This is a genomic window from Bacteroides galacturonicus (assembly GCF_003096855.1).
GTDB classification, from domain to species: domain Bacteria; phylum Bacillota; class Clostridia; order Lachnospirales; family Lachnospiraceae; genus Lachnospira; species Lachnospira rogosae.
Map to the genome: position 1 here is coordinate 218,240 of NZ_QEOA01000007.1, position 14,309 is coordinate 232,548.

The 14,309-nt window shown below is 36.5% G+C and carries 12 protein-coding genes and 2 tRNA genes; all 14 read right to left on the reverse strand.

Annotated elements, in window-relative coordinates; translation table 11 throughout:
* Nucleotides 1-32: 32 nt before the first annotated feature.
* A complete protein-coding gene (locus C7390_RS11525) occupies nucleotides 33-1,676 on the reverse strand; it encodes a hypothetical protein (protein ID WP_116444223.1) in 1,644 nt (547 codons plus the stop codon).
* 226 nt (nucleotides 1,677-1,902) lie between these two features.
* Nucleotides 1,903-3,474 (reverse strand): MBOAT family O-acyltransferase, encoded by a 1,572-nt coding sequence (locus C7390_RS11530; protein WP_055176871.1) that lies wholly within the window; start codon nucleotides 3,472-3,474, stop codon nucleotides 1,903-1,905.
* 44 nt (nucleotides 3,475-3,518) lie between these two features.
* The gene (locus C7390_RS11535) at nucleotides 3,519-4,637 is read right to left on the reverse strand and encodes a hypothetical protein (RefSeq protein WP_116444224.1); all 1,119 of its coding nucleotides are present in this window, start codon (nucleotides 4,635-4,637) and stop codon (nucleotides 3,519-3,521) included.
* Between the two features lie 256 nt (nucleotides 4,638-4,893).
* Nucleotides 4,894-5,370: a TspO/MBR family protein gene (locus C7390_RS11540; RefSeq protein WP_022502374.1), complete on the reverse strand. Its 477-nt coding sequence runs from the start codon at nucleotides 5,368-5,370 to the stop codon at nucleotides 4,894-4,896.
* A gap of 111 nt (nucleotides 5,371-5,481) precedes the next feature.
* Nucleotides 5,482-5,628 (reverse strand): hypothetical protein, encoded by a 147-nt coding sequence (locus tag C7390_RS13790; protein WP_318255945.1) that lies wholly within the window; start codon nucleotides 5,626-5,628, stop codon nucleotides 5,482-5,484.
* Between the two features lie 77 nt (nucleotides 5,629-5,705).
* The gene (locus C7390_RS11545) at nucleotides 5,706-6,446 is read right to left on the reverse strand and encodes a glycosyltransferase family 2 protein (RefSeq protein ID WP_055176868.1); all 741 of its coding nucleotides are present in this window, start codon (nucleotides 6,444-6,446) and stop codon (nucleotides 5,706-5,708) included.
* Nucleotides 6,447-6,640: 194 nt separating this feature from the next.
* Nucleotides 6,641-6,727: transfer RNA gene (locus C7390_RS11550), tRNA-Leu, on the reverse strand.
* Between the two features lie 83 nt (nucleotides 6,728-6,810).
* Nucleotides 6,811-6,892 (reverse strand) — tRNA-Tyr (locus tag C7390_RS11555).
* A 93-nt stretch (nucleotides 6,893-6,985) separates the two neighbouring features.
* The gene (locus C7390_RS11560; RefSeq protein ID WP_022502372.1) at nucleotides 6,986-7,882 is read right to left on the reverse strand and encodes a hypothetical protein; all 897 of its coding nucleotides are present in this window, start codon (nucleotides 7,880-7,882) and stop codon (nucleotides 6,986-6,988) included.
* A gap of 15 nt (nucleotides 7,883-7,897) precedes the next feature.
* The gene (locus C7390_RS11565) at nucleotides 7,898-9,091 is read right to left on the reverse strand and encodes a glycosyltransferase family protein (RefSeq protein ID WP_022502371.1); all 1,194 of its coding nucleotides are present in this window, start codon (nucleotides 9,089-9,091) and stop codon (nucleotides 7,898-7,900) included.
* A 91-nt stretch (nucleotides 9,092-9,182) separates the two neighbouring features.
* The gene (rfbD, locus tag C7390_RS11570; protein WP_055176861.1) at nucleotides 9,183-10,121 is read right to left on the reverse strand and encodes a dTDP-4-dehydrorhamnose reductase; all 939 of its coding nucleotides are present in this window, start codon (nucleotides 10,119-10,121) and stop codon (nucleotides 9,183-9,185) included.
* Nucleotides 10,122-10,216: 95 nt separating this feature from the next.
* Complete coding sequence (locus tag C7390_RS11575; protein ID WP_116444225.1) at nucleotides 10,217-11,302, reverse strand: glycosyltransferase family 4 protein; 1,086 nt, start codon at nucleotides 11,300-11,302, stop codon at nucleotides 10,217-10,219.
* Nucleotides 11,303-11,313: 11 nt separating this feature from the next.
* Nucleotides 11,314-12,402 (reverse strand): glycosyltransferase family 4 protein, encoded by a 1,089-nt coding sequence (locus C7390_RS11580; RefSeq protein WP_318255946.1) that lies wholly within the window; start codon nucleotides 12,400-12,402, stop codon nucleotides 11,314-11,316.
* 22 nt (nucleotides 12,403-12,424) lie between these two features.
* On the reverse strand, nucleotides 12,425-14,308 hold the full coding sequence (locus C7390_RS11585; protein ID WP_022502367.1) for a polysaccharide biosynthesis protein: 1,884 nt from the start codon (nucleotides 14,306-14,308) through the stop codon (nucleotides 12,425-12,427).
* Between the last annotated feature and the right edge of the window lies 1 nt (nucleotide 14,309).

Consider the following 14,309-nt stretch of genomic DNA (forward strand, 5'->3'; position numbering starts at 1 on the left):
TTCCTCCATAATTGTTATTTTTGCCCATCATTTTAATTAGCTGATACACCAGAAGCTGCTGATTTAACTGTGTCTGATGAACCTGAACTGCTTGAACTGCCGCTTCCTGTGCTGCTTCCACTTGCTCCGTTATCTGTGCTTCCGCCTGTAGTGCCGCTTCCGCTTGCTCCGCTGTCTGTGCTTCCGCCTGTAGTGCCGCTTCCACTTGCTCCGCTGTCTGTGCTTCCGCCTGTAGTACCGCTTCCGCTTGCTCCGCTGTCTGTGCTTCCGCCTGTAGTGCCGCTTCCGCTTGTTCCGCTGTCTGTGCTTCCGCCTGTAGTACCGCTTCCACTTGTTCCGTTATCTGTGCTTCCGCCTGTAGTACCGCTTCCGCTTGTTCCGTTATCCGTACTTCCTGTGTCACCACTTCCACCTGTTCCGTTATCTGTGCTTCCGCCTGTAGTGCCGCTTCCACTTGCTCCGTTATCTGTACTTCCTGTGTCACCACTTCCATTGGTATCATTGTCTGTGCTTCCACTATTATCTGAACTAGTATTTCCTGTGATGCTATCATCATCAGATGTATTAGCTGTTGTCCTATTGGTTGTATTATTAGAACTGCTGCCAGTAGTACTTTGTGTTACATTCTCAGTCTGCTTCTGTGTAGTCTGTTCTTCTGTGCCTGCCTCAGTTGAAGCTGTTGCCGCCTCATTCTTCTTATTATTCTTCGTTGCAGCCTGTTCTGTTGTATACTGCATATTCTGGTATTCATAAGAAGCACTCTTCTTATTGCTCTTGCCAGCCTTAACTGATACAACAAGAATAATAATAAGAATAATAACTATTACACCACCTGCAATCCATGAAACCATCATTCTTGCCGGAAGTGTGAGTGCTGGAAAAAGTCTTTTAATGAATAATGTAACAGCATTTTCCCTTAATCTTTTTCCTGTTTTTCTGTATACAGAACTTACAGCTTCTCTTTCTCTATAATCATCATTATTATTATTCTCATCATAACCATAATCACTGTCATCATACTCTTCATCAGAATAATCACTTTCATCCAATGAATTGTAATCATTATCAGCGACTGCTGCCATATCATTATTATCGGCATTACCAGCCGTTTCATAACCTAATACATAACTTCTTATGCCTGCTAACCAGCCGCTTATATAAGAACTGTCAACATCGGTTACGCTCTCAATCGCATCAACAGAAAGCATCTCATAAGCGTATAATTCTGTAAGCGACATTTCTATCTCTGATAAATTTCTAAAGCTCTCCTCCTGCTGGTCAAATGACTTAGGGCTTCTGAAGGCTATTGCCTTCTGCTTCATATATGTAACGAATTCTTCATCATCCTTAATATGAGTATATTCATATTCTCCTGTTGGTGCATTATTCCTTAATTCTTCTGCATTCTCACTTACCACACTTGTAAAGAAGAACGCAGATGCAATTGTTGCAACCTGCTTATGAATATTTCTTTCAAGGTTAAAATCACCTATTCTCTTACATATCTCAATAAGTGCCTTCTTTGCCTGGGTCATACTCTTTTCTTCGTTCTGATATACAGGGTATGCTAAAGCGTATACCTCTTTGTAAATCTTATTGCATAGTTCCTTTTTCTCAGCTTTTCCGTCAATCACATCCTGTACTAACTGTGAAAGCCCGTCATCTTTATTACTCATATTCATCTCCTGATATAATATTCTTACTAACGTACCAAACCTTAAAATAAGAACACTTTATGTGTGCCTTCACTATCTACTCCGTTATGAACAGAATAAATGTGAAAATGCTCCACTTAGGCATTCACATATTATTATACCACCTCCCACAATAATTGTCACTACAACAAAAAAACAGCAAATAAGCGGCTATAACCTGATTTTCGCCACTCATTTACTGTAATTATTAAAAATTAGCATATATAAAATCTGATGTTGTGCTTGTACTTCCATATATAAGTATAAACATTATAAATCCTATATATATAATCCATCTTATTACAATATTATATGATGCTATTGTTTCTCTTATGTTAATCCCCTTTTCTTTTAACAGACTGACAACAAATATAATAATACAGCCTGCTATAACAATTAGCAAATCCTGACTTGTAAGCCCTACAGCTTTAACAGCCGCCATTGAAAGCTGTGATATATGTGCCTTTGTAACTGTCTGTACCAACATAGCATTAGCAGCTCTTAAATCATTTGCCATATCAAAATAAAAGCCTATATTGACAAGAATAAATGTCCTTATAATGCAGAAGCCCTGATACCACCATTTCTTAGGATTGATATGAAGCTTTTCCTGTATCTTTGCATATACAGGTGCTAACATTCCACTTCCTGCAACGATTACGCCATTATATATACCATACATTATGTACTTCCACGCTGCTCCATGCCATACACCTACAACAAAGAACACCAAAATGTCAGCAAGTCCTACAGGAAGAAGCTTTCCAACATTGTTACCAAATTTCTTCTTGCTCCACTTGCCGAATTTAGCCATACTCTTAGATAAAGAAAATGGATAGAATATGTAGTCCTTCATCCATGTACCAAGCGTTATGTGCCATCTTCTCCAGAACTCACTTATTGAGCGTGAGAAATATGGCTGTCTGAAATTCTCATCCATCGTAATTCCAAACATCTGTGCAATTCCTATGACAATATCAATTCCACCGGAGAAATCTGCATAAAGCTGTATGCTATAAAGAAGCACTCCTAACACATTGTACCATCCGCCATAATTCCAGTAATTATGGAATATGAGAAGGACTGCCGCATTTACCCTGTCAGCAAGTACCATTTTCTTAAAAAAGCCCCATAGTATTCTCTGGACACCAAACTGCAATTCTTTTAAATTGTAGCTGTGTCCTTCATACAACTGGCTTCCAAGTCTTTCATATCTTCCAATCGGTCCTTGTAAAAGCTGCGGAAAAAATGAAACAAATAATGCGTGCTTAAAGAAATTGCCCTGAGCCTTATGCTTGCCTCTGTATACATCAACAACATAACTTATTGACTGGAATGTATAAAACGATATGCCAAGCGGCAGTGTCAGATTAAGAACTCCTATCTGCTTTCCACTCCCAAAAAGTCTTAAAACTGCATCTATATTTCCAAGCATAAAATTGGTATACTTCATAATCCCAAGCATTCCAAACGCTATAAGTACCATAGCCAGTACTATTTTTTTCTTTTTACGGACAATATTTTTCTTGAAATCTTTCTTTTCTTCCCTGCTTATTCCGTCCTGCGGTTTCTGCTCATTCAATCTGTCCAGAAGAATTCCGCCCCTGTATGTAACATATGTTGTCAGTAATAACATCCACACTGTCGAGATATCATAAGAAGCATAATATACATAACTTATTATAAGAAGCCATATCCATTGCAGCTTTTTAGGTATCACATAATATATAATAACTGCCGCTGCTATAAACAGAAAGAACTCAAAAGTCGTAAATGACATATCTTTCTCCATTCCTATGTATTTTCATATAATATATATGGCAGTTAATAAGACTTCCACTCAAGTCCTGTAGCCGCCTCATAATCGTCTTTCATTGTCTCATACATATCTTCATATGACTTGTAGAAATATTCTTCCTCATTAACATTTCCCTCTGCATCATCTGCAAGTACTTTTGCTAATACATCTGAATATTTAACAGCAAGTTCTCCATACATATGTCCTTCTGTATCCACATAACCCGAATCATCTCTTGGAAGCACAGACATAAGCGTCTTATTAAAATCATAATATTTAATATTGTAGCTATCAAATAATTCTTTAAGCTTTTCGGACGCCCTGTCCACCTGTGCTTCCTTAAATGCATCTGGTGTTATAGGTGTTGACACACATACAACCTTTATATCATTATCATTACAATAATCAAGAAAACGCTCAAACTGTGATATAACTGTTTTATCAAGGCTTTTAGCAGCATTTCCTTTCATTGTATTAACATATGATGGATTACCCGGCACTTCATTGATTCTATATCTGTAGCAGAATCCTTTTCCAAGATATGGACCACCTGCGGTTGCAAAATATCCATCTGTATCAAGTCCTGCTGACATATCATAATTCTTATATTCTTTTGTCTTTTTAAGTGCAATATTAGTCTTTGCCTTCTTTATCGTGCATTTCCAGGTCAGCCTTCTTGAAAATACATTTCTTATATCAAGTTCAGCCCTGTTATTCCACAGATATTCTGCCTTAACCCAAGTATCTTTCATCTGCTGGTATATAAATGACTTGGAAAAATGATTCTGGGACTGCCCATTCATCCAATAGTAATAGTCTACATCCACAATTACCTGTTTAACATTATTACCTGAATCGACAACTGATTTCAATACATAATAGAAATCATCAACCGTCTCTCCTGGTATTCCCATATTAAACGAATTAACATTCATATATTTATCAAGATATTCTGTATCTATACTACATCTTGTATGTGAAGCTCCAAGCACTATTGTGTCGTAGCTCTCATTTGAACCGTTCACATCATTTAACACAAAACGTATATATCCGCTCTCAGCAAACAGATAATCGCACACAAGTATAACCACTGCCAGAACAACGATAAATAATACACATTTTATGTGTGGCCATGCCTTTTTCATTCCGTTCCTCATTTCCAACGAATAAATACAGTAAAACTGTACTTTTTGTATATTTCATCTATTATCTGCACTACTCTTACAATCCGGTAATTCTTTCCATTAATGCTTACTACTGTGCAGATTTTTGTAATTATACCACTTATACAGCTTTAAATTGTTAACAATATGTTAACTATTTTTGAATTTATTGCGAAATTATTACATTAAAATTACGCAATGACTACATTAATTAACACCTAATACCAAAAGCATCTGATTAGTTCATAATCGCAACCGCAATATTAAGATATGCTGCAAAGGTTACCCATAAAAGATATGGAACCATAAGCCACGCTGCCACTGTATTAACATTAAAAAATCTCCATATTGTAAATATTATTAAAATCCACAATATCATAAGCCATACAAACGCCAGCCAGAAAGCACCAAAGTTGAAGAATATAACTGACCAGCCTATATTGATTACAAGCTGTACTCCATATAATATCAGTGCTTCTGTTCTGTCATCATCCCTTGTCTCACATACAATATAAGATGCCAGTCCCATAAGTATAAAAAGAATTGTCCATACAATAGGAAAAAGCTGACCAGGAGGTGATAGTACAGGTTTATTCAAATCTCTGTAGATTTCCATTGAATTACCTGTAAGAAGCCACGATATTACTCCTGCTCCTATACTTATCACCATCGCTAAAATCAGCCTTTTCCAATTCACTTTAATATTTCCTGTCATAATTCCTCCATTCACCAAAAAATGTAACATTTTATCTGTCAGAATTATTTTATGCAGAAATCACTAAAGCATACTTATAGTTTATTTAATTGTAATTTCACTGTCTGACCATTACAGACCACTCTTTATATTCTCTCCTGCCGCAGCAGTTGTTGCCGTTGTTACTGCCGCTATCTTATGAATTGCAATGTAATCTTTTGCTTTTTTTATAAATTGCAAATCTCCTGCTTTTTCTAATAATTCTTTAAACTTATTCAACTGTATTCCTCTTTTCTTAAGTCCACCAATTCACACATAAATGCCTGAATTTATTTATTGTAATATTATACTGACTATTAATCATAATAATGCTTAAAATACACTCTTGCAAATATTGCCCAGGTATCAGCGAATGCTCTTACACAGTCTTTTATTCCAATTCTGTTAACGCCTTTATCCCTTACAAATACAACCTCAACTGGCATTTCTGCTATTTTAAAGCCCCTTCTATGCACCGCCACAAGCAGCTCTATATCATATGCAAAGCCTGACGTTCTTATAAGGTGTCCTACCGGTTTAATAGCTTCTGCCTTAAACACCTTAAGTCCTGTCTGAGTATCCTTTACATTAAGATGAAATAATATTATAAGCATTATATAGTAACACATGCTTATTACTTTTCTTTTAAATGGATATTTAAGCTTTGACCCCTTATGAAATTTACACCCGATAACAACATCTGCGTTATCATCAAGCATTTTCTTAAGATAACCCTCAAGCTGTGCCGGATTAAGTTCCAGATCTGCATCAACAAATGCAATATACTTTCCTTCAGCCTGCGACACGCCCGATATTATGGCATTACCTTTACCTCTGTTCTTATCAGAAGTGACAAGCCTTACTCTTTTGTCTTTTCTTACCGCTCTTAATATCTCCGCCTTGGTATTATCCTTACTTCCGTCATTAACAGCTATAAGTTCAATTTCTCTGACAAAGCCTGATACTATATCAAGTGTCTTCATTATGCTTTGATATATTAATTTTTCCTCATTGTATGCTGGCATTACTATGGATAACATTCCATCTAATTCTACCATTGCACCCTCATTTCTAAACAACAAATTGATTATTAATACAAAAATGTGCAAAGCACATTCCAACACCATGCACGGTCATCTGCGTCTAACTACAGATTATTGTGGGTGTGCATCATCGGCACATAGTGCCTTTTGTGTAATAAAGAATTCCTATTACACAAAAAAGACTTCCTACTCATTTGTAGGAAGTCCTATGCCGGCAACGGGAATCGAACCCGTATGGGAGTATAAGTCCCGCAGGATTTTAAGTCCTGTGCGTCTGCCAGTTCCGCCACACCGGCTCTTTGGTATATCTTAATACATAATCCAAACTTGGTGCAGCCTAAGTTGCACTTTACTGCCTGCAAGCCAGTATTATGTAGAATGGGCGGAGAAGGATTCGAACCTTCGAAGGCAGTGCCAGCAGATTTACAGTCTGTCCCCTTTGGCCACTCGGGAATCCACCCATAATTCCTAAGTCAGTCTGCTAACTCAGGAAACTTTTTGCATTTTATCATATATATCTTATCTTGGCAAGTGTTTTTTACAATATTTATTAATTAATAAAACATATTAACCGAAGTAATACGAAATCCCTTATATTTCTTAAAGTTATCATTGCTAATAGCTGATGTGTAATCATATATATTAACAGTTTCTTCTGGCACGAAAGATATCTTTACAATACCATCATTTCCTACAATATCTGCTGGTATCTTTAAAGTATTAAGGTTATCATTCACCTTATCTTCTCTTTCCCTGTCACCATATTCATTCTTATGGTACTTAACCGCTCCCTCTGTTTCATTATATGCAGTTATAGTTCCAATATATTCATCATTAGCATATACTTTAGTATCTGTATTATAGCTTGCACCATACACTTCAAGCACAATGTCTTTCTCAACTCTTGTTACAAATCTGTAATAAAGTGCTGCCTCATTACCTTTATTAGTATATATCCCTGTATGAAGTGAATAGAAACCCTTTGTGTATCTGTAAGGAATGTTCAATGCAGAAGCTATTGTCTTATCCTCATCTTTATCAGCTGTAGAATTATCATCAGCATCTTCTGATACATAATTATTCTCTGCTGCTAACATTTTTTGGAAATATTTATCAATGGCAGAATCTCTGTTAGACTCCACACTATCCTCATTAACCTCATCAGCCTCTTCTTCATCATCTGTTATAATATCGCCATAAAGCTTCTGTTCTTCTAATAACTTTTTATATTCTTCAAGCTTTGATATATCATATATCTCTGTATTACCAAAGTAATAGTCAAGACCATTTTCACCCGGCCACTTAGACAATTCACCATCCACATAGTAAAGCTTATATTCATCTGATACATCAAGCTTACTGCCAAGCACAAGCGTTGCAAGATAGAACACTGCAAGAATCACAACAATAATATATGCAATTATATTAATACATTTTTTCTTATTATTCATCCCAACTCTCCTTTTCTACGCCGTAAATGCGTTGACACCTGCTGTAAACCATAACCATATAAGAAATGCTTCCATAACTACTGCAAGAAATACCGCCAGCCACTTTAAGTCTTTCTTATCTGCAAAATAATCATATAAACCAATGTATACAACATAACTTCCAGCTATAAATCTGCACATTGACATAACTCCGCCCGTAAAAGGAATTATAAGTGTTATGACAGCAAATAGAACTTCTGAATAATATCTACATTTAAGCATATATACATACACGATTATTGCCAGTATCATAACCAGCGGAATCCAGTATCTTTCTGCATATATATTATTAAAGAAATCCCATATCATATTACCTATCCAGCCAGCACCATCTTCTCTCCATGCTGCCTGCACATTTCTGAACGCCCACGCATCTCCTGTCACATAATACAGATGCATCATATTAACAAATATGCCTGCTGGACATAAGAATACCTGCAATATCTTAACTGGATTTTTAAACATATGTACTATAAAACTGCCAAGCTTTCCAAATGTTATCCTGCCCTCATATAAATCAAGGTACATCTGCAATACGAGCGGGAATACAAGTATAACACCAACTATTCTTGTACAGCTTGCAAGCATAGCCGCAGCTGCTGAAATCCAGTAATTATTAATATTGCCCTTTTCTTTTTTTAGATAGTAAAAGAACACTGCAATAAGCATCATAAATAATGTTTCTGAATATACACAATGAAGATAGAATGAGTATGGTCCCATATAGACAAGAACCACTGCAAAATATCCTAATCTGTCAGGCTTATAAAGCCTTACTGTCTTAACAAGAAATATCCCCATTATATACACATATATTAAGCTGAGAAATATTCCTGCCTGTGCATAATTAAGGAAGAAAAATATGTATTTAAACAATCTTATTGATACTGGAAATAAAGGAAAGAATGCCCAGTTAGCCTGTCCATCTCCCGGCTTTATGCTTCCAGAAAGACTATATCCTTTTTCAGCAATCTTAATATACCAGTCTGCATCGCCACCAAGAAACATCTTAGCAAATGTAATATTATTGCCAAATGCTGAATTGGTAACACAGCCAATAAATATATAAAATAGTCTTGATACAAGCAAAATCAAAAGAACATTTTTCGCAATCTGCTTATTCTCTTTAGTAGCAATCCTGTTCCATAATCCAACCGCCTTCTCCTTCATACGTTTACCTTTCTTCTTAATTAGTAAATACGGATACACAATAACGAAACATTAAAGTTGTTGGGTTCTGACCCTGACATTATAATCATTTCTATTCGTTACCTGTAGCCTGTTCCTGTTCTTTTAAATATTTAATATACCTTTCCACAGCATTCTGCCAGGTTGGAAGCGGTGTAAATCCTGCCTCTTTAAGCTTTGATTTATCTAATCTTGAATTAAATGGCCTTGCCGCCTTTGAAAGGCCATATTCTTCTGTGGATACCGGAATAACCTTAATATCCATTCCGGCCTGTCTGTATATTTCACACGCAAAATCATACCACGAAATATAGCCACCCTCATTAGTTGCATGATAATATCCATATTTCTCTGTAGCTATCATATCAACTAATAATACTGCCAGATCAAGTGTATATGTTGGTGTTCCTATCTGGTCATTAACAACTCTTACAGTCTCGTGGTTCTTTCCAACCTTAATCATTGTCTTTATAAAATTATTGCCATTAGCACCGAATACCCATGCTATTCTTACTATAAAATATTTAGAAAGTGTATCAGCAACCGCAAGCTCACCCTCAAGCTTAGTCTGTCCATATACATTAAGCGGCTTGTATTCCTTGCAGTCCGGCTCCCAAGGCTTCTCACCCTGCCCATTAAACACATAATCTGTGCTTATATATACCATTTTACAATCAAGCTTCTTAGCCGCCTTTGCAATATTAGCTGTCCCTTTGGCATTGACAGCTCTTACCTTCTCAACCTTGTCATCATCTTCTGCCATATCTACTGCCGTCCACGCCGCACAGTGTATAATAACATCTGGTGATACACTGCTTATAACCTCATCTACAACAGCCTCATCTGTTATGTCCATCTTGACATATTCCATTGTTGTAACAGCACTATTATCCTGAATACCACTGTAATTATCAGCTATATCACTTCCTATTCCTGTGTACCCTCTTTTATCGAGTTCATTCATAACGTCATGACCTAACTGACCTGACACTCCTGTTACTAATACTTTCATACTTTCTCCTTAATGTCTTCTATTATCTTTCAATTTAATTATAATCCAGCGCATTAATACTATTACAAATATTATTTATATACAATATAAATAATCTAATCACTTGTAATGAAATCATACACAACTTTTCCAAGTCTCTCAGGTGCATATCTTTTAACTACATTTGCATATGCTTCTGTATCAACCTCTGTATTATATGACAATAATTCATCTGCAAGATTGTTTATCTGCTCATATTCATTACATCTTATATTAAATGTATTAATATTGCCGTCTGTAATCTCATCAAATATAGGAAGATTACTTGCTATAATTGGCTTTTTAAAACGCATAACCTCAATAATCGGCATACCAAACCCCTCGGCCTTCGACGGAAACACAAAAGCTGACATTGAGGCATACAGCTCGTGCTTTTTATCGTGGGTCACATAATCAAGATAAGTTATATCTTCATCTAACATCATTGCCGACCTTACAATCTGGTTAATCTCTTCTTCCTGCATCTTTCCACCAAGAATAAGTTTCTTCTTTCCGCCCCGGTTCTTATATTGCAAATAGCCTTTTATAAGAAGGTCAACGCCCTTTCTTTTCTCCATATTGCCAACATAAAGAAAATAATCATCATCTTTATTATCCCATTGTTTCTTAACAGGATTAGATATTATATAAGCATTAACATTCGCTATGCTCTTAGCTTCCGGGAAAAATTCTTCCGTTGTACTTTTGGTCTGTTCTGAATTATATAGAATCATATCTGTATTCTTAAGTGTCTTTTTAAGATTGTACTTAAAATACATACTATATACTTGTCCGAAATATTCAACATATTCTATTGGAAACATATCGTGTATTGTAATCATAGTCTTAAAGCTACCGCCGAGGTTAATCGGAATTATCGTATTAACTTCCCAGAATATATCAGGCTTAATAATATCAAGCTGCTTTTTCACATATGCAAAATAAGCATAAACTCCGGCACTCTTATACACCTGTTTTCCCTTTGTATATACTTTTATTCCATTTTTAATAAATGACTTAATATATTCACTCTCTGCAACATCTGATATAAGAACGAATTCCAAATCCTCATATTTCATAAGCTGCTTAAGAAAGTCATTAAGATACATTCCCACTCCGCTTGGTCTGCTACCAAGCGTTCTTGCATCAACCGCTATCTTCATCTTTTTAATCCTTATTCTGCATATTTGTCCATAATTCCTGCAATTATATGGGCTGACCTGTCCCACGAATGACTTGAAAGTACATTCTGCACTGCCTCGTCACTCACCTTATTCTTTTCTAACAGCTCATCTATATTCACATCAGGCTTATGACAGTTGACATATGTAGCCGCATTTTTGTAAATCTCGTGCAGCACCGGAATATCACCAAGAACAATCTCAGCTCCCATACAGAGTGCCTCCATAGGTGGTATTCCAAAGCCCTCATAGGTTGATGGGAATAAAAATGCTTTGCAGTATTTCATAAGTGCTCTTGCCTCTGAATCCCTGGCATAACCAATCGCCACTACATTGCCAAGCTTTTCTATTCCAGACCTGTCCCCAAGACTTTCACCTGCTATTACATATGTACTTTCTGGGTGAAGCTTCGCATTATTAAGAATCCAGTTAAGATTCTTATTAGGTGCCAATGAAGCCATATACAGATAATATTTATGTCTTTTTATTCTTGAGGCATACTTGTCAAATATACTCTCGTCTATGCTGTTCACATCAAAGTGCTGCCAGCCATTGCCTGCAACTACTATTTCCTTACCATGGGTATTATAATTATCAATGATTTCTTTTCTGGAAAACCCACTGACCGTTATTATCGCATCAGCACTCTTAAAGGCTTTAAGATACATAAGCTTTCTGAACAATATCTCATGCCAGTCACCCGGCTCTCTAAAGAACTCCTTATGTGTCTTAAATGCTATGTCGTGTACCGTAACTATTCCATTTTTCATAAACAGTGATACTTCATTACATAAATATACAGGCTTAGCCTTCTGCTTGTCCACATATCTCTGAAACGTGAACTGTTCCCACATTCTTCCGGATTTTCCAGCCAATATAACAATCTTAATGTTATTATAGTGTGTCTTATAGCTGTTAATCTCCGCAGATGTACCTTCTGAATCAATCTCGGGCACAGCTATCTCAACCTCGTAAGGCTTATCCGCCATATATTTATCAAGTTCTTTTGTTATTTGTCTTGCGTACCTCTGGACACCTTTAATATGTCCATACAAAAAGCTTCCATCAATAATATATTTCATAGTAACCTCTTTTTGCAGTTTCTTATTGTATATCATTATCCGATACATGGTCAGGCTTATAAGTTGGAACGAATTCCTTTACAAGCCGTCTTACTGCCATCGCATCTTCTTTGTAAGCTGTTTCCTTAAGGACTTCTAGCTTGTCCTCAAAATTGTCTTTATCAAATTCAATAGGCTTGCCTATATGAATAAGCTTATTCTGTGTATCCTGAAGCCCTTCCTCTGCCATAAGAAGTTCTTCATATAACTTCTCACCAGGTCTTAAACCAGTATATTTAATCTCCATATCCACACCAAGTGTGTAACCTGATAGTCTTATAAGATTCTTTGCAAGGTCATCTATCTTTACCGGCTCACCCATATCAAGAATAAATATCTCACCACCCTTGGCGTATGCACCCGCCTGAATAACAAGCGACACGGCCTCCGGTATTGTCATAAAATATCTTATTATATCAGGGTGTGTAACTGTAACCGGACCCCCTGCTGCAATCTGCTTCTTAAAAAGAGGAATTACAGAGCCATTGCTTCCAAGTACATTACCAAATCTTACGGCTACGAATTCTGTATTAGATACTCCATTATAATACTGAATTATCATCTCACATATACGTTTTGTCGCACCCATTATATTAGTCGGATTAACGGCTTTATCTGTACTTATCATTACAAATCTCTTTGTATTATATTTGTCTGCCATTCTTGCAAGATTCCAGGTACCGGCTACATTATTCTTAACTGCCTCATTAGGGCTTCCCTCCATAAGCGGAACGTGCTTATGTGCCGCTGCGTGATATACAATATCCGGTCTGTAATGTGAGAATATCCACTCAAGTCTTGTGTTATTTCTTATTGAACCAATAAGCGTCACCACATTGGCATAAGGACAATTCATCTTTAATTCCTGCTGTATATCATAGGCACTGTTCTCATATATATCAAATATAATAAGGCACTTAGGGTTATGCTTGACTAACTGCCTGCAAAGCTCAGAACCAATTGAACCACCGCCGCCTGTTACAAGAACAGTCTTGCCCGATACATATCCAAGAATTGACTCCACATCAACATTGATAGGATCCCTTCCAAGTAAATCGTCCACATCAACATTTCTGATATCCTGAACATTAATCTCGCCGTCCATCATCTGATACACGCCAGGTATAATCTTTAAATTACAGTTAGTTTCTTTACAGATATTAAGTATCTGTCTTTTAGTTTCCTGCGATGCTGATGGAATAGCAAATATTATCTCATCTATCTCATAGTATCTTGCATATTCCTTAATACGCTCCCTTGTTCCAACAATCTTAACGCCTCGTATATACTTTCCAACCTTTTTAGGGTCATCATCAATAATACATACAACCTTGGAATTATCAAGGTATCTTGAATTAGCAATCTCTCTCATAAGAACATTGGTAGCCTCACCGGCACCAATTATCATAATCTTAATCTGCTCTGATGTATGTCTGTATTCCTGTAAAAGTGTTCTTATAAGCCTGTACATAAAACGGCTCGCACACATTGCAACTATAAGAAATACTACTGACATAAAATAACAGGCTCTAGGAAGCGGTGTTCCCATAACTGTTGTAAGACAGACGTGTGCCACCTCCGATACAATACAAGCCTCAACTATCTTATAAAGCTCGGCTATACTCGCATACTGCCACAGACTGTGATACATTCTGAAACACCAGAATATAAGCAGTGTTATAAGTGTAAATGGTACGCAGGTACTCTTAAAATTCTGTATATATTGTGACTCTATCGCCGCCAGATCAACGTTAAACCTCATTACCAGCGATATAAATACACAGCCGTTAACAAGAATTATATCTGTTATTATAAGAAAAAAGCGTCTGACTATTAACTGTAGCTTATCTTTCCTTGTCTCTTCCATA

What these genes read in the sequence shown, in the direction of transcription:
- C7390_RS11525 (WP_116444223.1), bottom strand. Translation starts at nt 1,676, where the DNA reads ATGAGTAATAAAGATGACGGGCTTTCACAGTTAGTACAGGATGTGATT.
- rfbD (WP_055176861.1), bottom strand. Translation starts at nt 10,121, where the DNA reads ATGAAAGTATTAGTAACAGGAGTGTCAGGTCAGTTAGGTCATGACGTT.
- C7390_RS11540 (WP_022502374.1), bottom strand. Translation starts at nt 5,370, where the DNA reads ATGACAGGAAATATTAAAGTGAATTGGAAAAGGCTGATTTTAGCGATG.
- C7390_RS11575 (WP_116444225.1), bottom strand. Translation starts at nt 11,302, where the DNA reads ATGAAGATAGCGGTTGATGCAAGAACGCTTGGTAGCAGACCAAGCGGA.
- C7390_RS11585 (WP_022502367.1), bottom strand. Translation starts at nt 14,308, where the DNA reads ATGGAAGAGACAAGGAAAGATAAGCTACAGTTAATAGTCAGACGCTTT.
- C7390_RS11565 (WP_022502371.1), bottom strand. Translation starts at nt 9,091, where the DNA reads ATGAAGGAGAAGGCGGTTGGATTATGGAACAGGATTGCTACTAAAGAG.
- C7390_RS11545 (WP_055176868.1), bottom strand. Translation starts at nt 6,446, where the DNA reads ATGGTAGAATTAGATGGAATGTTATCCATAGTAATGCCAGCATACAAT.
- C7390_RS11535 (WP_116444224.1), bottom strand. Translation starts at nt 4,637, where the DNA reads ATGAAAAAGGCATGGCCACACATAAAATGTGTATTATTTATCGTTGTT.
- C7390_RS11530 (WP_055176871.1), bottom strand. Translation starts at nt 3,474, where the DNA reads ATGTCATTTACGACTTTTGAGTTCTTTCTGTTTATAGCAGCGGCAGTT.
- C7390_RS11560 (WP_022502372.1), bottom strand. Translation starts at nt 7,882, where the DNA reads ATGAATAATAAGAAAAAATGTATTAATATAATTGCATATATTATTGTT.
- C7390_RS11580 (WP_318255946.1), bottom strand. Translation starts at nt 12,402, where the DNA reads ATGAAATATATTATTGATGGAAGCTTTTTGTATGGACATATTAAAGGT.